The 22,850-nt window shown below is 68.8% G+C and carries 21 protein-coding genes; 14 read left to right on the top strand and 7 right to left on the bottom strand.

What is annotated here, in order from left to right; translation table 11 throughout:
- Positions 1–14: 14 nt before the first annotated feature.
- Together N2M23_RS18175 and N2M23_RS18170 are read right to left on the bottom strand one after the other, a co-directional pair.
- Entirely contained in the window at positions 15–1,562 is a 1,548-nt protein-coding gene (locus tag N2M23_RS18175; protein ID WP_265447458.1) for a class I adenylate-forming enzyme family protein, read from the bottom strand.
- Complete coding sequence (locus tag N2M23_RS18170; RefSeq protein ID WP_265447457.1) at positions 1,559–2,530, bottom strand: phosphotriesterase family protein; 972 nt, start codon at positions 2,528–2,530, stop codon at positions 1,559–1,561. The genes N2M23_RS18175 and N2M23_RS18170 overlap by 4 nt, the downstream gene beginning before the upstream one ends.
- A gap of 112 nt (positions 2,531–2,642) precedes the next feature.
- Between N2M23_RS18170 and N2M23_RS18165 the strand changes: the two genes are divergently transcribed.
- On the top strand, positions 2,643–3,419 hold the full coding sequence (locus N2M23_RS18165) for a metallophosphoesterase family protein (RefSeq protein WP_265447456.1): 777 nt from the start codon (positions 2,643–2,645) through the stop codon (positions 3,417–3,419).
- Here the strand turns inward: N2M23_RS18165 and N2M23_RS18160 are convergent.
- The 5 genes from N2M23_RS18160 to N2M23_RS18140 all read right to left on the bottom strand — a co-directional run bounded on the left by N2M23_RS18160 (position 3,416) and on the right by N2M23_RS18140 (position 8,246).
- Positions 3,416–4,813 carry an HNH endonuclease gene (locus N2M23_RS18160; protein WP_265447454.1) on the bottom strand — a complete coding sequence of 466 codons (1,398 nt, stop codon included), beginning with the start codon at positions 4,811–4,813 and terminating at the stop codon, positions 3,416–3,418. The genes N2M23_RS18165 and N2M23_RS18160 overlap by 4 nt on opposite strands.
- Before the next feature lie 130 nt (positions 4,814–4,943).
- The gene (locus N2M23_RS18155) at positions 4,944–5,129 is read right to left on the bottom strand and encodes a GNAT family N-acetyltransferase (RefSeq protein ID WP_265447452.1); all 186 of its coding nucleotides are present in this window, start codon (positions 5,127–5,129) and stop codon (positions 4,944–4,946) included.
- Positions 5,126–6,061, bottom strand: coding sequence for an aminoglycoside phosphotransferase family protein (locus tag N2M23_RS18150; RefSeq protein WP_265447450.1), 936 nt, complete (start codon positions 6,059–6,061; stop codon positions 5,126–5,128). Before N2M23_RS18150 ends, N2M23_RS18155 begins: the two co-directional genes overlap by 4 nt.
- Positions 6,062–6,078: 17 nt before the next feature.
- Positions 6,079–7,188 carry a DUF4185 domain-containing protein gene (locus N2M23_RS18145; RefSeq protein WP_265447449.1) on the bottom strand — a complete coding sequence of 370 codons (1,110 nt, stop codon included), beginning with the start codon at positions 7,186–7,188 and terminating at the stop codon, positions 6,079–6,081.
- Between the two features lie 161 nt (positions 7,189–7,349).
- Positions 7,350–8,246, bottom strand: a complete 897-nt coding sequence (locus tag N2M23_RS18140) for a DUF4439 domain-containing protein (RefSeq protein WP_265447447.1) — start codon at positions 8,244–8,246, stop codon at positions 7,350–7,352.
- Positions 8,247–8,355: 109 nt separating this feature from the next.
- Here N2M23_RS18140 and N2M23_RS18135 point away from each other — a divergent pair, with 109 nt between their 5' ends.
- The 13 genes from N2M23_RS18135 (at position 8,356) to infB (ending at position 22,814) form a co-directional block, all read left to right on the top strand.
- The gene (locus N2M23_RS18135; protein ID WP_425270261.1) at positions 8,356–10,005 is read left to right on the top strand and encodes a nitrite/sulfite reductase; all 1,650 of its coding nucleotides are present in this window, start codon (positions 8,356–8,358) and stop codon (positions 10,003–10,005) included.
- Positions 10,002–10,694: a phosphoadenylyl-sulfate reductase gene (locus N2M23_RS18130; RefSeq protein ID WP_265447443.1), complete on the top strand. Its 693-nt coding sequence runs from the start codon at positions 10,002–10,004 to the stop codon at positions 10,692–10,694. The genes N2M23_RS18135 and N2M23_RS18130 overlap by 4 nt, the downstream gene beginning before the upstream one ends.
- A complete protein-coding gene (cysC, locus tag N2M23_RS18125; RefSeq protein ID WP_265447441.1) occupies positions 10,691–11,239 on the top strand; it encodes an adenylyl-sulfate kinase in 549 nt (182 codons plus the stop codon). Before N2M23_RS18130 ends, cysC begins: the two co-directional genes overlap by 4 nt.
- 58 nt (positions 11,240–11,297) lie before the next feature.
- Complete coding sequence (cysD, locus tag N2M23_RS18120; RefSeq protein WP_265447440.1) at positions 11,298–12,212, top strand: sulfate adenylyltransferase subunit CysD; 915 nt, start codon at positions 11,298–11,300, stop codon at positions 12,210–12,212.
- A 2-nt stretch (positions 12,213–12,214) separates the two neighbouring features.
- Positions 12,215–13,513 carry a sulfate adenylyltransferase subunit 1 gene (locus tag N2M23_RS18115; protein ID WP_265447438.1) on the top strand — a complete coding sequence of 433 codons (1,299 nt, stop codon included), beginning with the start codon at positions 12,215–12,217 and terminating at the stop codon, positions 13,511–13,513.
- Positions 13,514–13,522: 9 nt separating this feature from the next.
- Entirely contained in the window at positions 13,523–14,617 is a 1,095-nt protein-coding gene (locus N2M23_RS18110) for an ABC transporter substrate-binding protein (protein ID WP_265447437.1), read from the top strand.
- Positions 14,614–15,396: an ABC transporter ATP-binding protein gene (locus tag N2M23_RS18105; RefSeq protein ID WP_265447436.1), complete on the top strand. Its 783-nt coding sequence runs from the start codon at positions 14,614–14,616 to the stop codon at positions 15,394–15,396. Before N2M23_RS18110 ends, N2M23_RS18105 begins: the two co-directional genes overlap by 4 nt.
- Positions 15,383–16,261, top strand: a complete 879-nt coding sequence (locus N2M23_RS18100) for an ABC transporter permease (RefSeq protein ID WP_265447434.1) — start codon at positions 15,383–15,385, stop codon at positions 16,259–16,261. The genes N2M23_RS18105 and N2M23_RS18100 overlap by 14 nt, the downstream gene beginning before the upstream one ends.
- A gap of 1,080 nt (positions 16,262–17,341) precedes the next feature.
- The gene (locus tag N2M23_RS18095; protein WP_265447433.1) at positions 17,342–17,797 is read left to right on the top strand and encodes an HIT family protein; all 456 of its coding nucleotides are present in this window, start codon (positions 17,342–17,344) and stop codon (positions 17,795–17,797) included.
- A gap of 60 nt (positions 17,798–17,857) precedes the next feature.
- Positions 17,858–18,415: a ribosome maturation factor RimP gene (gene rimP / locus N2M23_RS18090; RefSeq protein WP_265447431.1), complete on the top strand. Its 558-nt coding sequence runs from the start codon at positions 17,858–17,860 to the stop codon at positions 18,413–18,415.
- Positions 18,415–19,440, top strand: a complete 1,026-nt coding sequence (gene nusA / locus N2M23_RS18085) for a transcription termination factor NusA (RefSeq protein WP_265447429.1) — start codon at positions 18,415–18,417, stop codon at positions 19,438–19,440. Before rimP ends, nusA begins: the two co-directional genes overlap by 1 nt.
- Before the next feature lie 8 nt (positions 19,441–19,448).
- The gene (locus N2M23_RS18080; protein ID WP_265447427.1) at positions 19,449–19,793 is read left to right on the top strand and encodes a YlxR family protein; all 345 of its coding nucleotides are present in this window, start codon (positions 19,449–19,451) and stop codon (positions 19,791–19,793) included.
- 138 nt (positions 19,794–19,931) lie between these two features.
- Entirely contained in the window at positions 19,932–22,814 is a 2,883-nt protein-coding gene (infB, locus tag N2M23_RS18075; protein ID WP_265447426.1) for a translation initiation factor IF-2, read from the top strand.
- Positions 22,815–22,850: the final 36 nt, after the last annotated feature.

Here is a 22,850-nt window from a genome sequence, read left to right as displayed (position 1 = left end):
CGCCGGCCCGACGCTCAACGCAGCCGCTCGCCCCAGTCGATCCCGGTGCGCAAGCCTCCCTTGAGGATCTTGCCGCCGGGGTTGCGGGGGAGCGGCTCGTTCCGTATCGAGATGTATTGCGGCACCTTGAAATCCGCGATCCGTGTCGTGAGGTACGCCGTGACTGCCTCCGGGTCGATGGTGGTGCCGGGGCGGGGCACCAGCACAGCACCGACCGCTTCGCCGAGGCGCTCGTTGGGGACGCCGACCACTGCCGACTCGGCGACTCCGGGTGCGCCGGCGAGGGCATTCTCGACCTCGACGCAGTAGACGTTCTCACCACCGCGGTTGATCATGTCCTTCGCGCGGTCGACGATATAGACCCGGCCGTCCGCGTCGATGCGGGCCATGTCGCCGGATCGCAGCCAGCCGTCGACGAAGGCAGCCTCGGTCTTGGCCGGGTCGTTCCAGTAGCCGACCGTGATGTTTGGCCCGCGCATCAGCAACTCACCGATGCCGGTGGCCGGATCCGGGTGGTAGAGCGCGTAATCGACGACCGCGGTCGGGTAGCCGACCGAGTCGGGGTGGGCGTCGGCGTCCTCGTCGGGCAGCGACGTCGCGAGGGCCGCTGTCTCGGTCATGCCGTAGCCGTTGCCGAGCGCGGCCTTCGGGAAGGCCGCCCGGATCCGTTGCAACAGGGCCGGTGGCATCGGCGCTCCGCCGTAGCCGCACCGCTGGACCGTCGAGACGTCGGCGTCGGCGAAGCTCTCGTGCCCGAGCAGCATCGCGTAGATCGCCGGGACCGTGGTGAGGTTGGAGATGCATTCGTCGCCAAGGGCTTTCGTCATACGGGCCAGATCGAGGGTTGGCATGATGACCGCCGTGCCGCCGACGTAGGTGGCTGCTAGCAGTTGCGAGTTGCAGCCGGTGACGTGGAAGAGCGGGACCGTGATGAGCGTGCGGTAGGCGGTGCCGGTGACCGGCGGATGTTGCGCCGAGCCGCGGTTGGCGGTGCTCTCGCAATTGCTCAGGAACGCCTCGTGGGTGGTCATCGCGCCCTTGGGGCGACCGGTGGTGCCGGAGGTGTAGAAGATCGCGGCGACGTCGGTCAGGTTGCTGTCGGTGTGCCACGGATCGCCTTGCGGCAGACGGTGATCCGGCGCGAAGACGAAGGCGGCGCCGCTGTCCTGCAGGACGTGCTCGATCTCGGGTGCGGCGAAGCGGGTGTTGACGGGGACCGCGATCACCCCGGCGAGGAAGCAGCCCCAGAGAGCGACGGTCCAGTCCGCGCCGGCCGGCAGCGTGATCGCGGCGCGGTCGCCCGGGCGCAGTCCGGCATCGCGCAGTCCGCCGGCGACGCGGGACGCACGGTCCCACAGCTGCGTGAAGGTGAGCCGGTCTGCGTCGAGCTCGACGATGGCCTCGTCGTCCGGCTGTGTGCGGGCGCGCTCGGCCAGCAGCTTTGTCATCGAGGCCGGGAGGTGGGCGTAGTGCGCCGCGCCGGTCTCGTCGCGGACCACTCCGGTGAGGTCGGCCTGGCGGCCCGGCGGGGGAGGCAGGATGCGGAGCTGTGCGTGCGTCATACGGCGTCGGGCGTGAAGTACGTGCGCGGGTTGGTGACAAGCATGGTGTCGATCTGCTCCTCGGTGACGCCCTGCTCGCGCAGTGCCGGCAACACGTCGTCGTGGATATGGGTGTACTTCCATTGCGGCTGCAGCTGCTGCGGCATACCCGGCGGGAACCAGTCGATATAGCAGGACGCGTCCTGAGCCAGCACGATGCGTTCGGCGAGGCCGCGCTCGACGAGGCGTGCGACAGTGCGCACCCGGTCCTCGAAGGGCAGCAGGATGTTGAGACCGAACCGGTCCATGCCGACATAGCTGCCACCGTCGATGAGGCGTTGCAGGTAGTCGAGGTCGGTCGAATCCCCACTGTGCCCGATGACGACCTTGGCGAGATCGACGCCCTGCTCGCGGAAGATCTCCTGGACCTCCAGGCCGCGGTGGTGAATTGCGTTGGTGTGCACGGTAATCGGGGCGCCAGTCTGCCGGTGCGCGTCGGCGACGGCGTGCAACACTCGGAGCACCCCAGGGGTGACGCCCTGCTCCTCGACCGCGCATTTGAGGAAGGCCGCCTTCACCCCGGTGTCGGCGATGCCCTCGGTGAGGTCTCGCACGAAGAGCGGTGTCATGGGTTCGTCACCGCCGAGCATGGTGCCCGGGCCGGTGAGCGAGAAGACGAACGGCAACTCGTTGTAGGTGTAAAGGCCGGTGGCCGGGATGATGTTGAGGTCGACCTCGGCGTTGACGCGCAGGATGCGCCGGATGTCGCGGCCGAGGCCCAGCACGGTGGGGTCGACGATGGTGTCGACACCGACGGCCTTGAGTGCGCGCAGGCGATCGATGGCGTCGCGGACCCGGGTCTCTTCGTCCCAGTGGTCGGGGTAGTTGAGCCGGTATTCCTCGTTGAGCACGAAGACGTGTTCGTGCATCAGCGTCTGGCCGAGCGCGTCGACGTCGACCGGTCCACGCACCGTCTGCACCGTTGCCATGCTGCTCCCGTCGTCGTTGTCGGGTGGTCGTGGAACAGACACTACGCCTGTAGCCAAGCTATGTATGTCGGGAGCGGTGTCGGATCGAAGAGGCGACGGCATAGTAGGTCGCATGGTGGAACGGATCGCGGTGCTGAGTGACACGCACGGGGTCGAGCCGTGCGTGCGCGCGGTGCTCGCCGAGCCGGAGGTGCAGGCCGCCGATCTTGTGGTGGTGACCGGCGACCTCGCGGCCGGACCGCAGCCGACGCAGGTGCTCGATGCGCTCGTGGCGCTGGGCGAGCGTGGGGTGCTGGTGCGGGGCAACGCGGACCGCGATCTGGTGACGATCGCGCGGGGCGGGACGCCTCCCGGGGGGACGCCGGCGGTCGACTGGTTGGCGGCCGGGCAGCTGCCTTCGTCATACGTCGAGTTGCTGGGGGGACTGCCTCATCCGGTGGTGCTCGAGCTCGCCGGGCTGGGCGCGGTGATGTGCTGTCACGGCAGTCCTCGGGACGATGACGAGGTGGTGCTGGTCGACACCCGGCCGGCGCGGTGGGCCGAGGTTCTGGCGGACGTCCCGGACGAGGTGCGGGTGGTGTGTTGTGGGCACACGCACATGCCTTCTGTCCGGTTGGTCGACCGGCGGTGGGTGGTCAACAGTGGCAGTGTCGGCATGCCCTACGGCAGCACCGGCATTCCCTGGGTGTTGTTGGACGCCAAGGGGGTTCAGCTGCGTTCGACGGCGATCGATGCTCGAGCGGTGGCCGCGCAAGTGATTGCGGACAGCGCCTTTCCTGGCGTGGCGGCATGGGTGGAGGAGTATGTGCTCAATCCACCGTCGGATGTCGACGCGGTGCTCGCCTTTGCCGGCCGGGACGGCCGTCCCGCCGACTGGAACGCGGGCTAGCTGCTCTCCGGCGCCTTGACCTGCGCGACCCAACGCCGACTGAGGTCGATCAGTTGTCGTTCGATGCGTGACGTGGTCGGCGGTGGGTGCCCGGGAGGTGCCGGCGGGCGACTGGTTGCGGTCAATCCGCCTGTGGTGGTGATGGTTTCGGCGGCGTCGCCGGTGATCGTAAGATCGGGATGTTCCTTGACGTAGTTGCAGCGTGCGCAGAGCCCGGCGCCGTTGCGCTCGCTGGTGGCGCCGCCGGCGGTGTGCGGCGTGATGTGGTCGATGTGCGCGATCGGGGCGTCGCACCATGGCGTGCGGCAGGTCTGGTCGCGCAGCCGGATCAGTTTCGCGAGGAGCCCGGGGTAGGTGCGGGCACGGGATTCCAGGTCGATCAGGTCGCCGGTGCCGGGGTAGGTGAACAGGCGACGCACTTGCACGCGATGAGTGTCACTGTTGCCGGACGCGGAACCGTCCGCGCCGTCGTTGTCGGTGACGAGTTCGCGGGCGAGGTCAGCAGGGATGGGGCCGTAGCCGGGCAGCTCGGCGGGGGTGTCACCAGTGAGCGTGTCCAGTGGCATGAGCAATTCGACCTGCACGTTCGTCGCCGTGCCGTTGGTGCCAGCAAGCTCTCGTCCCGTGACGCGATCGGTGAGCGTATCGGCCATGACCTGGCCGCGAGTGCGGTCGGTGCCGTCGGTCGTTACTGCGGCGTTGAGCGCGGCGTAGCAGGCGACGCCGTCCTTCACCGGCAGCAGCGCGGTGAGCAGGGTCATGCAGTCCGGTGCGGGGCGGAGGGTGACGCGTCGCGCGGTCTCTGCCTTGGCGCGGCGGGCGACGATCGCGGCCGGGTCGGCCCGGTAAGCGTGCTGTCGGGCGAGTGCGGTCAGCCGGTTCTGAGAGCAAGTGCCCAAGTCATCGCGCAGCAACCCGTCGACTGCGATGCGTTGGTCGCGGGTGAGGCCGGCGGTTTCGCGGGCGATCAGGGTGGCGTGCCATTCGGTGATGACGCCGGCCTGCAGCGCGGTGAGCGTGTGGGGGAGTTCGTCGACCAGCGCGTGCGCCAGGCCGAGGAGCCGGGAGCCGAGATGCGGACTGCAGCGGCGGGCGAGCGCGACCTGCGAGCCGACGAGGCGCGCGGTGTCGGCAGTCTCGATGCCACGTGCACGGTCGCGGCCTTGTTGGTGCTCGTGCACGGCGACGGTGAGTCGGACCTGCCGGGCACTCAGCGCGTTCTTCAGTTCTTCGAGGGCGCGAAGCTCGGCCAGCAACGGCTCGCTCTCGTCGGCCTCAGGAAGCGGGCCGTCGAGACAATCGTGGAAGGCCCGGACTGCGTCGGCGGTGAGCGACGTGCACCCGACAGCGCCGGCCGACCGGCCCGCGCTTGTAGTGCTCACTGAATCGCTCATGTGTTCGATACTAGCGTCGAATTGCGCTGCACCACAACAGTTTTCAGCGATCAATGTTATCCACATCCCCCGGGTTTGTGACGAGTCATCCACAGGCAGCCGGGTCGATCACGCAAGCTCACCGCAGCGCTCAGTCAGCTTCTCCGGGGGAGACCACCGAGAACACCAGGGCATCGGATGTCGTGCCGCCGGACGTGAGGAAGCTGCGCAGGCGGCCCTCCTCCAGATAGCCGGCGCCCCGCAGCACCTGCTGTGATGCAATCAAGCCGACCGCCACGTCGGTCAGAGCCGGCTCCGGATAGGGGAGCGGACTCATTCCAGCATCGCCTTCGCCGCCGCAACAAAGACCGACAGCAGGTGCTGATCGGGCTCGGACTCGGCCGCCTCCCACACCGCGTTGCACACCAGGCGCACGAAACTCCATGCCAACGCTCGGGATTCGTCGATGCCAGCGGCTTCGGCGACGAGCCCGACGCGCAGGCGCAGATGCGTCCTCAAGCTGTATGACGCAGCCGCCTCATCCCACCGGTTCCACAGCACGGGAGCGACCGCGAACGCCCACTCACCCGACAGCGGCTTCGGATCGATCGCCAGCCACGGCGCGCGCTCGGCGGCCAACACGTTCTCGAAGTGCAGGTCCTGGTGGATCAACCGCCCGTCGCAGTCCTGCCGCAGGTCGGTCATCATCGCAACCGCCTGCTCGGTCAGCCGGCGCGGCACGAGTGTAGAACCCTTGCGGCACTGCGCAATCCACCGATCGGTCTGGGAGCTCAGCCGGTCATACTGCGGCGACGCCGGACGATCGAGTTGCCGGAAGAGCCCGCCGATCTCCTCGCATGCCTCGAGCAGGCCGATCGAGGTGAGATCGCGATCATGGGCGAGCGGCTCCAGCAGCAGCGCCCAGTGCGCCGGGTCCGCCGCAGTTAGTCGCACCGCCCCCTGGCCGTCCCAATCGCGCAGTGCCAGATGCTCCAATCTCGCCTCGACGTGCGGCCAACTGACCTTGAGCACGACCGGTTCGCCATCCCGGTGACACGGGACGACGATCGCGCACACGCCGTGCCACACCGGCCCGTCGGCGACGAGGCCCCATCGGTGGGCGAGTTCGGCCAGGACACGCGGCAGCGCGCGCAGCCAGACGTCACCGCTCACGCCCCGCCCGCCCATGGCCTCGTCGGGAGCACGGGCGTCGAGCAATGTGCGGAAACCGCTCGGAATGCTCGGAGCGAAATGCTGCAGATCGGTCACTCGGCGAGGCTACGACCTCACCGGCTGAGACGGGACAGTCCCCGGACTCGATACTGCGACACGTGATAGACGCTGTTGTCATCGGTCTTCCACTGGCTGACCGTGAGCGACAGATCGTCCAGGCGGGAGCCCGGGATCACGAAGCTGCCGTAGAGCTGTGCGATGTGGGTGTCGTCCTGCTGGTCCCACTCGGTCCCATAGAAGAGCGGCACTCGGCGCGCCGTGGTCAGGTCCTCGGTCGGTTCGCGCAGCACGCTGGCCTCGATGCGGTAGTCGGGGCCGTTGAACCACGCCCAGACCCAGCGTCCGTCCAGGTAGCGCAGCGACATCTCGCCGACCACCTGATCGGTCGTCACAGGAGTCGGTGCCACGCCCCACTGCCATCGACCCCTCTTGCGGCCCCACGGTTGATAGGCATCGGGCTGAGTGAGCTGTTGCGGCCGAACGCGGTGCAGGATCATCCCGGACTTGCGCAGGAACTCGCACGAGTAGATGTAAACCCAGCCGTCCGGCCCGAGATCCCAGCTGACCATCTGCCACATCCGGTTGTACGCGTCCGCAGGAAAACGCGCGCCGGAATCAGTCCAGGTCTCGCCGTTGTCGGTCGAGGTCCAAATGCCCGACCAGAGCACGTTGCCGAATCCGCGATTGACCACGCCCTGCAGGTACATCGTCCGGCCCAGGGTGATCACGTCGCTCGGGATGATCGTGGTGATCCCGTTGTCGTCGTGGTCGTAGGGGATCAACTGCCTGGCGAACGACCCGCCCGGTGTGCCGTCGAAGCGGGTCGCCCGGCCGGGGTGCAGCCGCGTCCCCCACAGGGCCGTCGGGGACCGCCAGTTCTGACCCCACTGCGGGCCGAATGTGTCGCCGAAGACGTAGAGGTCTCGGCCGTCGGGGCAGCGGACGGGTATGCCGAGGTCGGCATAGTGCACGCCGAATCGGCCGGTGATGTCCGGGCCGGTCAGGTCGCCGATCTTGGACACCCGCAGTCCGGTATGGCGGGGCGACGCGCCCGCCGTTGGTGCTCCGGTCGCAAGGGCCAGCCCTCCGGCGGCACCGGCCAACAGCGTGCGGCGGCTGGGTTTGCCGATGGTCTCGTCGGGTGTGGACTCGTCGTGCACCATTGCGGGCTCCTGTCGACGCTGACGGTGATGAGAAAACGATTTCTCATCACCAAGGTGCCGTCGCCATACGCATCCGTCAAGAGTGAAGCGGCCCAGGCGGTCAGGGCGCCGGCGCGCCGGCCGCTCGCGAGGCGCGCGGAAACGGGGGTGTGCGCAGAAACTCAGTCGAGCCCGGGAAACGCGGTCGGCGCGCTGCCCCACTGCCACCCCAGGCCGACCGCGTCTGACCAGACCTGCGCGAGCCCGGCCAGCTGCGACGCGCGCCCTCGCACGCCGTCCACCTGGCTGGCCGCGGTCGTTGCCACGTCACCCAGCAGCCGTCGCGCGAGCGCCCGCCGATTGTCCGGTGTCGTCGGCGCGACCGGCAGTGCATAGCCCGGGGGTTCGGCAGGCGCGGCGCTCCCAGCGGCGGCCTCCCACTCCGAGCGCGCGGCGGCGAGCGTCTGCAACGCCGCGGCCGCATCCTTGCGCTCTTTCAGCGGGGTCTTGGCGGCGAGCACCTCGAAGCCGTAGGTCGCGGTGCGCAGCGCCGGCAGCACGGCGAGCAACACCTGCTGGTCCGGCAACTCCTGTCCGCTGAACCGTGCTGGCGTGCCCAGCACCCGGCACGCGGCCGCCTGTGACACCACCACGGCGGCTGCCATCGGCAGGTTGCCGGAAGTCGTCGACGCGATGGACGCCAGCCGGGCGACGCCGGCCTGCTCGGCCGGCAGCATCCCGCTCCCCACCGGGCTCGTGGTGGCAGAGCGCACCGTCATACCCTGCGTCGCCATCACCTGGGTCAGGCGAGTGACCTGTTGCCCATGTATGGCGGCAAGTCTCGGTCCCCACGCGGCCTTGTCGGCGGCGGCGACGGCCTGGGCTGCGGTCGTGACGTCGAGCAGCCCCTGCAGGGCGGCCTGGTCCGCGGGCGGGCCGGCGGTTTTCAGGCCAGGGATGTGAGGAGCATCACGCTCCAATCGAATGCCGCAGCCGGCAAGCGCGAGCAGACTGGCACCCGCGGCCCCGGCCAGCAGCGCTCGGCGCCGCAGCATGGCGCCGTCTCCCCGGTCTGGCATGGGCCTGATCTTGTCATGGGCAGTCCGCGTCGTCCCGCCGCCGTCGTCGTCTCGCCCGCTGAGAACGCCGCATCATTATTTGACCGACACCTTTCCAAAATGCGAAGTTATGTCGGTGGCGACCAGAAGCAATGGCCAGTGGGCACTCGGCGAGCGCGAGCCGCTGAACCCCAACGAGGTCTTCAAGCAGGAGGACGACGGCCTCAGCGTGCGCGCACGCATCGAGGACACCTACGCCCGTGAGGGATTCGCCTCGATCGACCCGACCGACCTGCGTGGCCGGATGCGCTGGTGGGGCCTCTACACCCAGCGCCGCGAAGGCATCCCGGGCGGACGCACCGCGACCCTGTCCCCGGAGGAGCTCGAGGCGCCCTACTTCATGATGCGAGTGCGCATCGACGGCGGCCAGCTCAGCACCGAGCAGCTGCGCGTGATCGCCGGCATCTCGCAGGAGTTCGGCCGCGACACCGCCGACCTCACCGACCGGGAGAACGTCCAGTTCCACTGGATCGAGATCGAGAACGTCCCGGAGATCTGGCGCCGCCTCGAGGCGGTCGGCCTGGAGACCACCGAGGCCTGCGGCGACTGCACCCGCGTGGTGATGGGCTCGCCGGTTGCCGGGTTGAGCGTCGAGGAGGTGCTCGACGTGACCCCCGCGATCGAGGAGATCAACCGCCAGTATGTCGGCGACCCCGATCTGTCCAACCTCCCGCGCAAGTTCAAGAGCTCCATCGCCTGGCTGCCGGACGCGGCCCCCGAGATCAACGACGTGTCGTTCGTCGGGGTCCAGCATCCTGAGCTCGGGCCCGGCTTCGACCTGCTCGTCGGCGGCGGCCTGTCGACCAACCCGTTCCTCGCCGAGCGGCTCGGCGTCTTCGTGACGCTCGAGCAGGTGCCGGAGGTCTGGGTGTCGGTGGTGCGCATCTTCCGCGACTACGGCTACCGCCGGTCGCGCAACAAGGCGCGGATGAAGTTCCTGGTCGCCGACTGGGGCACCGAGAAGTTCCGCGAGGTGCTGGAGACCGAATACCTCAAGGCGCCGCTGCCCGACGGTCCCGCCGCGGTCAAACCGCGCGCGACCATGGACCACGTCGGTGTCCACGACCAGCGCGGGGGTGGCAAGTACGTCGGCCTGACCGCCGTGGCCGGACGGCTCAGCGGCACCAAGCTGGCCGCCGTCGCCGATGCCGCCGAGGAGGCCGGCTCGCAGCGCGTGCGGCTCACGCCATACCAGAAGTTGATCGTGGCCGACGTGCGCGACGACGCCGTCGACGAGCTCGTCGAGAAGCTGGATTCCATTGGCCTGAGCGCGAATCCGACACCTTGGCGACGCACGATCATGGCCTGCACCGGCGTTGAATACTGCAAGCTGGCGATCGTCGAGACCAAGGAACGCGCGCACTCGCTGCTGCCGGAGTTGGAGCGTCGGCTCGCCGACATCTCGCCGGACAACCCGATCTCGGTGCACCTCAATGGCTGCGCCAACTCGTGCGCCCGCATCCAGGTCGCAGACATCGGTCTCAAGGGTCAGATCGTCACCGACGACGACGGCAACCAGGTCGAGGGTTTCCAGGTGCACCTCGGTGGTCGCCTCGGCCAGGAAGCCGATTTCGGCCGCAAGCTGCGCGGCCACAAGGTGACCTCGGCCGAGCTCGACGACTACATCGAGCGGGTGACCCGCAACTACGTCGCCGGGCACACCGAGGGCGAGACCTTCTCCGAGTGGGCCGTGCGCGCCGACGAGGAGGCGCTGCGATGACACTCACCGACACCCAGCTGCGCGACCTCGCCGAGCAGGGCGCCCGCGAGGTCGGCGACGGCTCCGCGCAGGAGGTGTTGCAGTGGGCGGTGGACTCCGGATTGCGGCTGGCCGTAGCCGGCTCCATGCAGGACACCGTGCTGATCCACCTGGCCAGCACCGTCCTGCCCGGGGTCGACGTGCTCTTCCTCGACACCGGCTACCACTTCGCCGAGACCCTGCAGACGCGTGACCGGGTCGCCGAGCGCTACCACGTGAACGTGCGCAATCTGACCCCGCGGCAGACCGTCGCCGAGCAGGACGCCGACTACGGCGTGGCCTTGCACGAGCGTGACCCCGACCTGTGCTGTGCGTTGCGCAAAACCCACCCGCTCGACGAGGCGCTGGACGAATACGACGCGTGGGCAACGGGTTTGCGCCGCGCGGAGTCCGAGAGTCGTCGTCACACCGCGACGATCAGCTACGACGACCGGCGCGACAAGATCAAGCTCGCCCCGCTGGCTGCGTGGACCGACAAGCAGGTTGCGGCATACATCGCCGAGCATGACCTCATCTCCAATCCGCTGCTCTCCCAGGGCTATCCGTCGATCGGCTGCGCTCCGTGCACCCGTCGCGTGCTCGCCGGCGAGGATGCGCGCGCCGGGCGTTGGTCGGGCAGCGACAAGACCGAGTGCGGGATTCACCTGTGAGCGGGGCAGGAGCGGGCACGACCATCTGGCTGACCGGTCTGTCCGGTGCCGGGAAGTCGACGATCGCCGAGGCGCTGGCCGCCGCACTCGCCGAGGCGGGGGAGCGGGTGCAGATCCTCGACGGCGACGAAGTGCGCACCAATCTGTCTGCCGGGCTTGGCTTTTCGCGCGAGGATCGTACGACGCACGTCACCCGCGTCGGGTTCGTCGCGGAGTTGCTGGCCCGACACGGCGTCACCGTGATCGTGCCGGTCATCGCGCCGTACGCCGACGCGCGGGACCGGGTGCGCGCGCACCATGACGCGCACGGCACGCCCTATCGCGAGGTGTATGTCGCGACGTCACTTGAGGAGTGCCGGCGTCGGGACGTCAAGGGCCTCTACGCCAGGTCCGCCGCCGGCGAACTCACCGGCCTGACCGGCGTGGATGACCCCTACGAGCCGCCGGCCGCACCCGACCTCACTATCGACACCGCCCAGGTTGCCGTGCCCGCAGCAGTCGCCCGCATCCGCGGCCTGCTGCCCGAGCTGGAGGACATAGCATGAGCACCCCACGAAGTTCCTCCCCCGCTTCGCTCCTCCGGATACTTCGAAGGGACCCCGCATGACCACCGTCATCCCCACCGCGACCGACGTGTCGCTGCGCGAGCTCGAAGCCGAGGCGATCGAGATCATCCGCGAGGTGGTCGCCGAATTCGACCGCCCCGCACTGCTCTTCAGCGGTGGCAAGGACTCCGCGGTGCTGCTGCACCTGGCCCGCAAGGCCGTCTGGCCGGCGCCGCTGCCGATCACGCTGCTGCACGTCGACACCGGCCACAACCTGCCCGAAGTGCTCGACTTCCGCGACCAGGTCGTTGCCGAAGGCGGCCACCGGCTGGTCGTGGCCGAGGTCGAGAAGTGGCTTGCCGACGGCCGGCTCACCGAGCGCCCCGACGGCACCCGCAACCCGCTGCAGACGGTCCCGCTGCTCGACACGATCGCCGACCAGCGTTTCGACGCCCTGCTCGGCGGCGCGCGCCGCGACGAGGACCGGGCCCGGGCCAAGGAGCGGATCTTCTCGGTGCGCGATGCGTTCGGCAGCTGGGACCCGCGCAAGCAGCGTCCCGAGCTGTGGCGCATCTACAACGGACGGCACGCTCCCGGCGAGCACACCCGGGTCTTCCCGATCTCCAACTGGACCGAGCTCGACGTATGGCGCTACATCGCGGCCGAGAACGTCGCCCTGCCGAGCATCTACTACGCCCACGAGCGACCCGTCTTCCAACGCGACGGCATGTGGCTCACGCCCGGCCCGTGGGGCGGCCCACGCGGTTCGGAAACGTTGCAAACACGCAGTGTTCGATACCGCACCGTGGGTGACGGCTCGTGCACCGGCGCAGTCGAGAGCTCGGCCGGCACCATCGCCGAGGTCATCGAGGAGATCTCAGTCAGCACCCTCACCGAGCGCGGCGCCACCCGCGCCGACGACCGACTCTCCGAGGCGGCCATGGAAGACCGCAAGCGGGAAGGCTACTTCTAAAGATGACGATCACCGAGAGCACCGCCACCGACGTCGCCTCGCGTGACCAGCTGCGGCTGGTCATCGCCGGGTCCGTCGACGACGGCAAATCGACGCTTGTCGGCCGCCTGCTGCACGACACCAAGTCGATCCTCGCCGACCAGTTCGAGGCGACGCTGCACGCCAGTCAGGGGCGCGGCGCCACCGAGATCGACCTGGCTCTGCTCACCGACGGCCTGCGCGCCGAGCGCGAGCAGGGCATCACCATCGACGTCGCCTACCGCTATTTCGCCACCCCCCGGCGCAGCTTCGTGCTCGCAGACACCCCTGGGCACGTGCAGTACACCCGCAATACCGTCACCGGTGCGTCCACCGCCGACGCCGCCGTCGTGCTGGTCGACGTGCGGGGCGGGGTGTCCGCGCAGACCCGTCGGCACGCGGCTGTGCTGTCGCTGCTGCGGGTGCCGCACGTGGTCTTCGCGATCAACAAGATGGACGCGGTCGACTGGTCGGAGGAGCGCTTCGCGCAGGTCGCGGACGACGTGCGCGACGTCGCCGCCCGAGTCGGGCTGTCCGCGCCGGAGATCCTGCCGATCAGCGCGCTCACCGGAGAGAACGTCGCCGCCCCCGGCCCGGACTGGTATGCCGGGCTGCCCCTGCTCACCGTGCTTGAGGAGCTGCCCACTCGCATCGCTGATGTGGACGAACCGTTCCGGCTACCAGTGCAATTGGTGATCCGTCCGCGCACCGCCGAACATCCGGACTACCGCGGCCTCGCCGGACGTGTCGCTTCCGGCACGATCAGTGTCGGGGATTCCGTCACGGCATACCCGAGCGGCACCAGCTCGGTCGTGGTCGGCATCGACGGCGCGACCGGCGAGCTGGAGCAGGCACGCGTCGGTGACTCGATCACCCTGCGACTGGCCGACGAACTCGACATCGCGCGGGGTGAAGTGCTCACCACCAGCAACCCGATCCGCACCACGCAGCAGCTCGACGCTGTCCTCACCTGGCTCGACGAGCGTCCGCCGGCGCCACGGCAACGGGTGCTGGTCAAGGTCGGCACCAAGACGACCCGCGCGATGCTCGGCGCCGTGCAGGGCGTCTGGCACGTTGATGATCTCTGTTGGCAGGATTCGTCAGCACCGTTGCAGCTCAACGACATCGGCCGAGTCTCCGTGCAGCTCGCCGAACCCGTCGCGGTCGACGACTACGCCGATCAGCGAGCCACCGGCGCCTTCGTCGTCATCGACCCCGACACCGGCGCGACGCTCGCGGCCGGCCTGACCGGCGCCGATCTCGGCGCACTCACCACTGCCTGAGGACTACCCATGAACCGCAATCGCTCGGCGACCGCGCTCGCCGTGCCCGTCATCGCTGCGCTCGCGATCGCGTCGCTCAGCGGCTGCTCCCGCAGGGCGAGCGCCGCCGACAACGAAACCCCGAGCCCCACCAGCGCCGCCTCGACCCTGAGGCTCGGCTACTTCCCGAACGTCACCCACGCTGTGCCCGTCCTCGGTGTCGCCGACGGCGTCTACCAGCGCGACCTCGGCGCCACCAAGCTCAAGACCCAGACCTTCAACGCCGGCCCGGCCGCCACTGAAGCCCTGCTCGCCGGCTCCATCGACGCGGTCTACCTCGGTCCCAACCCGGCGATCAATGCCTACGCCAAAACCAAGGGCGACGGCGTGCGGCTGATCGCCGGGGGTGCTTCCGGAGGCGCGTCCCTCGTCGTCAAGCCTGGCATCACCAGCGTTTCGCAGCTTGCCGGAAAGACCCTCGCCACACCGCAATTGGGCGGCACCCAGGACATCGCGCTGAAGTACTTCCTCAAGAAGAACGGCTTCACCGTCAACGGCTCCGGCCCGAAGAACGTCAAGGTTCTCGCCCAGGACAACGCGCAGACGCTGCAGCTTTTCCAGCAGGGTCAGATCGACGGTGGCTGGCTACCCGAGCCGTGGGCGACCAGGCTGCAGGTGCAGGGTGGCGCGAAAACCCTCGTGGACGAGAAGTCGCAATGGCCCGGCGGGCAGTTCGTGACCACCAACCTGCTGGTCTCGACCAAGTTCCTTCAAGAGCACCCGCAGACCGTCGAGGCGCTGCTCAAGGCGCAGGTGCAGACCGTGCAGCAGATCAAGAAGGATCCGACCGGGTCAGCGGCCCAGTTGGACGGCGCGCTCGCGAAGCTGACCGGCAAGCCGCTGCCCAAGGGCGTCGCGGCCAAGGCTCTCGGCAATGTGCAGGTCGGCTGGGACCCGTATGCCGCGAGTCTGCAGCAGACCGCCGAGCACGCCGTCGCCGTGGACCTGCTGAAGAAGCCGGACCTGAATGGCATCTACGACCTGACCCCGCTCAACAACGTGTTGAAAGCCCAAGGCCTGCAACCAGTTTCGGACGCAGGACTCGGCAAGAGGAGTGGCTCATGACCCTGGTCGACGAACGTTCCGCGCACACCGAGGTCGTGCCGCGCGCAAGTGTCCGCGCCGTCACGAAGGTGTTCAGCCAAGGCAGCCAGGCAGTGACCGCACTCGACGGCATCGACCTCGACGTCACGCCGGGGGAGTTCGTCACCGTCCTCGGCGCATCCGGCTGCGGCAAGAGCACCCTGCTGCAACTGCTCGCCGGCCTCGACAAGCCGACCAGCGGGACCGTGGAGACCTCGTCCCAGCCCGCCTTGATGTTCCAGGAGTCGGCGCTCTTCCCGTGGTTGACCGCGGCCGGCAACGTCGAGCTGGCACTGAAACTGGCCGGTGTGCCGCGCAAGGAGCGTCCCGAGCGGGTGCAGGAGTTGCTCGAGCTCGTCCGGCTCGGCGCCGCCGGCGACCGCCGGGTGCACGAGCTGTCCGGTGGGCAGCGCCAGCGCATCGCACTGGCCCGCAGTCTCGGGCAGGGTGCCGACCTGCTGCTGATGGACGAGCCGTTCGCCGCACTCGACGCGATCACCCGCGACGTGTTGCACGAGGAACTGTCCGACCTGTGGCAGCGCACCGGGATGAGCGTGGTCTTCGTGACGCACAACGTGCGTGAGGCAGTCCGTCTGGGGCAGCGAGTTGTGCTGCTCTCGTCCCGACCCGGACGGGTGCTGCGCACCTGGGACATCGAGCTCTCCCAGCCGCGCACCATCGAGGACCCCGGCGTCGGCGCGCTCTCCGCAGAGATCACCGCCGCCCTGCGCCAAGAGATCAGCCGCCATGCCGCAGCCTGACCTGGTCAAGGAGTCGCCCGAACTCGCCAGCGTCAGCGACGGACTCGACGCGCTCGAGCAAGCGCCACCACGCCGGCGACGCATCGACTGGACCGCGATCGTCGCGCCGATCCTGGTGCTCGCCGCGTTCGTCGGCATCTGGCACTTCGTCTGGTGGACGGCCTGGAAACCGGAGTCGACGCTCCCGTCCCCGGCCACTGTCGGGCAGTCGCTGTGGACCTCGATCACCGACGGCACCGCGCTGGAGGCGGTGTGGACCAGTCTCAGCCGCGCCATCCTCGGCTTCGCCATCGCGGTGGTTGCCGGCACCGTCCTCGGTGTGCTCGTCGGCCAGTTTTCGTTGCTGCGCAAGGGCTTTCGGCCGATCTTGTCCGCGCTGCAGTCGCTGCCGTCGGTCGCGTGGGTGCCCTTCGCGATCATGTGGTTCAGCCTCAGCCCAGGCACGATCTACTTCGTGATCCTGATGGGCGCCGTGCCGTCGATCGCCAACGGCCTGATCGGTGGCCTCGACCAGACGCCGCCGTTGCTGCGCAAGGCCGGCGTCGTGCTCGGCGCCGGACGCCTGCAGCTCATCCGCAAGGTCCTGCTGCCCGCGGCGCTCCCGACATACCTGACCGGGTTGAAGCAGGGATGGGCCTTCTCCTGGCGCTCGCTGATGGCTGCGGAGGTCATCGTGAACAGCCCCGACCTCGGCACCGGGCTCGGTCAGCTGCTGGAGAACGGCCGCGAGATGCTCGACATGCCGTCGGTTATCGCCAGCATCTTCCTGATCCTGGTCGTCGGCGTGGTCGTCGAGCTCTGTGTCTTCGCGCCGATCGAACGCAAGGTCCTTCGCGACCGCGGGCTCTCTGCGAGCGGGCTCTAACCCGCCAACCGGTCGAGCACGTCGCTCCAGCCCTGCCGCAGGTCCGCCGGGTCGGCGTCGGCAGCGAGTTCGAGCCGCCGAGTGCATCTTGCCCGTCCGCTTACCGCGGCGTGCCGCAACCGTCGCATAGGCACGATGGCCGCGCCGCGGAACCAAATCGCGAACTTGCCGATTTCTAACCCTCAATTTACCTACCCTATATCTTCAATCCAGTACTCTCTTCCTAGGTCGTGTACCTAGACCCGTCTAGAAGCGTGACGCGCCGCAACTTGTTCGGGGAGGGGGTGTTGTGCATTGGCTAGCCGTGGCGAGGCGGATTTCGTTTTTTCGAGAAGGCGCCCTAGCGGAATTCCACGATTCATTGGCCTCGGTCTGATTGCCTCAGGCGTTGGGTTCGCTGTGGGCTCAGCCCTTTCCTCGGATCCGCAGTATCTCTTGGCTACAGGGATACTTGGTGTCGTCGGGTTATTCGTCTCTTGTATGACGGTCACTGTTCGCGTAGATTCCTCAAATGTGGAGGTGTCTTTTTGTGAAACTTTCCGGAAAACCGTATCGAGAAACGAGATAGTCTCAGTTACGACAGACTCGACTGCTGGCACCAGCGGTTATGGGTATCGGATCATGGGGCCGAACGTGCGAGGTTACCTTGTTGGCGGTCCCGAAGTTCGAATCGAGACGTCCCACGAAGTGCTTGTCGCCAGTGTGAACGACCCGCAGCGGATCATAAAGATGTTGTCGAGGTCGGCGAAACATTGAGACCTGCACAGGTCATCGCTCATGGTGACGACGAGGCGGCGACGTGATTGATTTCCTGGTCCGAGCGGACGCTTTCGACCGGTGGTTAGCTCAGCGGTGTGGCCGGATTGGAACACCCCCTCCTCACGATCGCAATCGGTGCAGGGCTTCGCACCGCGAGGGCGGAGCGCGATAGGACCTTCGCGGCGCGGGGACGGATGGTGCGGTCTGCTGGTCCGCAACGAACTGCCCCGTCCATTCCAACTTCGCCATTTCGCCGGCGGGCACGTGCCGGTTGAGCAAGCCCCTCCGGAAGCTGTCGGTGACCGCACCTACTATCCGCCCATGACTACTGATCTGGTGCCCGGCTGCTACTCCTGCGATTACCAGGCGATGGGGCAGATCCCGTCACGTGAGGATGTCGTGCACACCGACCACTGGCGGGCGGCGGTGGCGTTCAACAGCACGCTGCCGGGCTGGCTGGTGGTCGTGCCGACACGGCACGTCACGTCATACGCCGAGCTGAGCGAGGAGGCCGCGGCCGAGCTCGGCGGGCTGCTGCACGGGCTGAGCCGTGCGCTCGAGACGGTGACCGGGTGCGTGAAGGTTTACTTGATGCAGTTCGCCGAGGCGGAGGGCTACAGCCACCTGCACGTGCACGTGGTCCCGCGGGCCGCCGACCACCCGGAGCAGGCGAAGGGGCCGCGGGTGTTCAGCTTCCTCGCCGACGACGAGGCCGACTGGTTCACCGAGACCGAGCGCGACGCGCTGGCGCTGCGGATCCGGGCGGCACTGCCCTAGACCTGCTCACGGTATGGTGATCTCTCCCACTCGAGAACAGCAGGAGCCGAAGGTAGAGGTATGAACGCCGACAGCCAATCCGCCCGCACCGAGCGGATCGCTACGGACCTCGCCACCGTGTTGGCTCCGCTCGGTCTCGTGGTCGAAGACATCACCGTCATGCCCGCGGGCAAGCGCCGCCTCGTGCGCGTGCTCGTCGACCGGGAGCTGCCCGCAGACGCAGACCCGACCGCGCCCGTGAAGTCGCTCGACCTGGACCAGATCGCCGACGCGACCCGCGCGGTGAGCGACCGGCTCGACGAGACGGACGCGATGGGGGAGCAGCCCTATGTGCTCGAGGTGAGCTCGCCCGGCACCGACCGCCCGCTCACCACGGCGCGGCACTTCAAGCGCAACGTCGGCCGGCTGGTCGAGGTCACCGCCGACGGCGCCGAGCCGGTCACCGGCCGGATCACCCGGGCCGACGACAGCGGCATCACGCTGGCGGTCACCGGGAAGAAGGGCGCGGTCAGCGAGCAGACAAGGACGTATGACGAGGGCCTGCGCGGCGCGGTGCAGGTCGAGTTCAACCGCAGTGACGACGCCGCGCCGGCGAGCGGAGAGGGAGAGAACGACTGATGGACATCGACATGGCCGCCCTGCGTGCGCTGGAGCGGGAACGCGACATCCCGATGGACGTCATCGTGCCCGCGATCGAACAGGCGCTGCTCACGGCATACCACCGGGAGGACGGGACCTACCGCAACGCGCGCGTCGAGCTGGACCGCAAGAGCGGACACGTCGTGGTCTGGGCGCGCGAAGATGCCCCGGTCGACGACGAGGGCAACCGTGGCGAGCCGGGACCCGAGTTCGACGACACCCCGAGCGACTTCGGCCGGGTGGCGGCCGCGACCGCGCGCCAGGTGATCGTGCAGCGGATGCGCGATGTGGAGGACGAGGCGATCCTCGGTGACTTCCGTGGCCGCGAGGGGGACGTCGTGGCCGGCGTCATACAGCAGTCGAGTGACCCGCACGCGGTGCACGTCGACTTCGGCACCGTCGAGGGGTTGTTGCCGTCGGCCGAACAGGTGCCGGGGGAGCGCTACGTGCACGGCGAGCGGTTGCGCTGCTACGTGGTGAGCGTCAAGCGCGGGCCCAAGGGTCCGCAGATCATGCTGTCCCGCAAGCATCCCAACCTGGTCCGCAAACTATTCGCGCTGGAGGTGCCCGAGATCGCCGACGGCACCGTCGAGATCAAGGCACTCGCCCGGGAAGCGGGGCACCGCAGCAAGATCGCGGTCAAGGCGACCGTGCCCGGAGTCAACGCCAAGGGCGCCTGCATCGGCCCGATGGGTTCGCGGGTGCGCGCGGTGATGACCGAGTTGCACGGCGAGAAGATCGACATCGTCGACTACTCCGACGACCCGGCCGAGTTCATTGCCGCGGCCCTCTCGCCGTCGCGGGTGCAATCGGTCGAGATCGTCGACGACCGGGCCCGGTCGGCGCGTGTCGTCGTACCCGACTTCCAGCTCAGCCTGGCGATCGGCAAGGAGGGGCAAAACGCCCGCCTCGCTGCGAAGCTGACCGGTTGGCGGATCGACATCCGGCCGGACACCGCCGCGGGTGGGTCCGGCGGGTCCGGGACGGCCGACCGGCTGCGGTAGGCTGTTCGATGAGCGGTCGCACGCGAGACCGCCGCACTCCACACGCAACCGTGAGACCGCATGCCGGGCTGCGCACCTGTGTGGGATGCCGGGCTCGCGACGAACGATCAGCGTTGCTGCGGGTGGTTGCACTCGACGGGAATGCCAGTACGACGCAGGACGTTTCGTCGGTCGAGCTGGTCCCCGACGAGCGCGGCCGGTTGCCGGGCCGGGGGGCTTGGCTCCATCCGTGCGCCGATTGCCTGGATTTGGCCGATCGGCGGCGTGCCTTTCCCCGGGCGCTGCGTCTGACCTCCCCGGTCGACGTGAGCCGGGTGCGGGGCTGGATTTCGCAGCACGCACTTGATGAGTAAGTGGTAACTGACCGAAAGCGGGTATGACGCTGATGAGCACCCGATGAGTACTCAGCGATGAAGCACCCCTAACTGGCGGTCCATGCTGCCCGGCTTTTTGGCCGGCCCGCCCGGACCGCCGCGATTCCAAGGAGAAGTGTGGCTAAGGTTCGGGTTCACGAGCTGGCAAAAGAGCTCGGAATGCCAAGCAAGGATTTGCTTGCCTACCTGAAGGAGCAGGGCGAGTTCGTCAAGACGGCGAGCTCGACCATCGAGGCTCCGGTGGTGCGCAAGATCAAGGAAAACCCGCCGGCCGGCGCGAAGTCCGGCGATGCGGAGGCTCCCGCGGCCAAGAAGACCACCGCGAAGAAGACCACGACGAGTGAGTCGTCCAGCGGCGCGACCGCGACGACGACCCCGGCGCCCGCTCCGGCCCCTGCGCCGGCGCCGGCGAAGAAGGCGGCCGCGACCCCGGGTCCGAAGCCGGGCCCGAAGGCGGCACCTGCTCCGGCTGAGCCGGCCGCTCCCGCAGCCGCTGCACCGACACCGGCGGCCCCGGCTCCCGCGCCGAAGGCGAAGCCGGCCCCCGCAGCCGAGCCCGCAGCACCGGCTGCCCCACCGGCGCCGGCCGCTCGGGAGAGTGGCGGCCCCCGCCCGGGTCCGCGCCCGCGTCCGGGCGATGCCCAGCAGGGCGCCCGACCCGCAGCTCGCGGCGGCAATGCTCCGCGTCCCGGCGGCGCGCCGCGCCCGGGCAACAACCCGTTCTCGTCGAGCCAGGGCATGCGCTCGGGCAGCCCTCGCCCGGGCAACAACCCCTATTCGTCCAGCCAGGGCATGCCGCGTCCCGCCTCGGGCCGTGGCGGCGCCGCCGGTGCCGGTGGTCCCCGCCCGGGTGCGCCGCGTCCGGGTGGTGCCGCGGCCGGTGCCGGTGGTCCGCGCCCCGGCGGCGCCCGCCCCAACCCGGGCATGATGCCCGACCGCGCGGCCGTGCGGCCGGGCGAGCGCCCGGCACGCGGCGGTGGCCGTGGCGGTCCTGGTGGCGGCGGTCCCGGTGGTGGCGGCCCGCGCGGCGGTTTCGGCGGTCGCCCGGGCGGTCGCGGTCCCGGTGGGCGCGGCGGCACTCAGGGTGCGTTCGGTCGAGGCGGCGGAAAGGTCCGCGGCCGCAAGTCCAAGCGCGCCAAGCGCCAGGAGTTCGAGCAGATGCAGGCGCCCACCATTGGTGGTGTGCAGGTGCCTCGCGGCGACGGGTCCACCGTCGTACGCCTGCGCCGCGGTGCCTCGCTGACCGACTTCGCCGACCGCATCGACGCCAATGCAGCGTCGCTGGTGACCGTGCTGTTCCACCTCGGCGAGATGGCCACGGCGACCCAGTCGCTGGACGAGGACACCTTCCAGCTGCTCGGTTCCGAGCTCGGCTACGAGGTGCAGATCGTTTCCCCGGAGGACGAGGAGAAGGAGCTGTTCAACTCCTTCAACATCGACCTGGACGCCGAGGAGGACGAAGAGAACCTGCAGCCGCGTCCGCCGGTCGTGACCGTCATGGGTCACGTCGACCACGGTAAGACCCGCCTGCTGGACGCCATCCGGCACGCCGACGTGCAATCGGGCGAGGCCGGCGGCATCACCCAGCACATCGGTGCCTACCAGGTGCACGTCGACCACGAGGGTCAGGACCGCGCGATCACCTTCATCGACACTCCCGGTCACGAGGCGTTCACCGCCATGCGTGCCCGCGGTGCGAAGGTCACCGACATCGCGATCCTGGTGGTCGCCGCCGACGACGGCGTCATGCCGCAGACCATCGAGGCGCTCAACCACGCGCAGGCAGCCGACCTGCCGATCGTGGTGGCCGTCAACAAGGTCGACGTCGACGGGGCCAACCCGGCGAAGGTGCGTCAGCAGCTCACCGAGTACAACCTGATCGCCGAGGAGTATGGCGGCGACACCATGTTCGTGGACGTCTCGGCCAAGCAGGGCCAGAACATCGACGGGCTACTCGAGGCGGTCCTGCTGACCGCGGACGCCGCGCTCGACCTGCGCGCCAACCCCGACCGCGACGCCCAGGGTGTCGCGATCGAGGCCAACCTGGACCGTGGCCGCGGCGCCGTCGCGACCGTCCTGGTCCAGTCCGGCACGCTGCGCGTCGGTGACGGCATCGTCGCCGGCACCGCACACGGTCGTGTGCGCGCGCTGCTCGACGAGCACGGCAACAACCTGGCCGAGGCGGGCCCGTCCCGTCCGGTGCAGGTGACCGGTCTGGCCTCGGTGCCGCGCGCCGGCGACACGTTCATCGTGGCGCCCGACGACCGCACCGCGCGGCAGATCGCCGAGAAGCGCGAGGCGGCCGACCGCCAGGCGTCGCTCGCCAAGGCCCGCAAGCGGATCAGCCTCGAGGACCTCAACGACGCGCTCGCGGCCGGCAAGGTCGAGACGCTCAACCTCATCCTCAAGGGCGACGTGTCCGGTTCGGTGGAGGCGTTGGAAGACGCCCTCATGCAGATCGACGTCGGCGACGAGGTCGACCTGCGCATCATCGACCGCGGTGTCGGTGCGATCACGATGAACAACATCAACCTTGCGGTGGCCTCCAACGCGGTGATCATCGGCTTCAACGTGCGAGCCGAGGGTCAGAACGCGGAGTATGCCGACAAGGAGGGCGTCGAGATCCGCTACTACTCGGTGATCTACCAGGCCATCGAGGAGATCGAGCAGGCGCTCAAGGGCATGCTCAAGCCGGAGTACGAAGAGGTCGAACTCGGCACCGCCGAGATCCGCGAGATCTTCCGATCCAGCAAGTTCGGCAACATCGCCGGTTCGCTGGTGCAGTCGGGTGAGATCAAGCGTGGCTCGAAGGCGCGGATCACCCGTGGCGGCACGGTCATCTCGGAGAACGTCGAGATCACCGGCCTGCGCCGGTTCAAGGACGACGTCACCGAGGTCCGCGAAGGCTACGAGTGCGGTATCAACCTCGGGTCGTACAACGACCTGCAGATCGGCGACCTGATCGCGACCTACGAGATGCGCGAGAAGCCCCGCGACTGACGATCCTCTCCGTCGAGAGGCTCAGTAATCGCCGAG

Source organism: Flexivirga meconopsidis (assembly GCF_026162425.1).
Taxonomy (GTDB): Bacteria; Actinomycetota; Actinomycetes; order Actinomycetales; family Dermatophilaceae; genus Flexivirga; species Flexivirga meconopsidis.
Note: the sequence above shows the minus strand (reverse complement) of the source record. Positions and strands in the feature narration are given on the sequence as shown.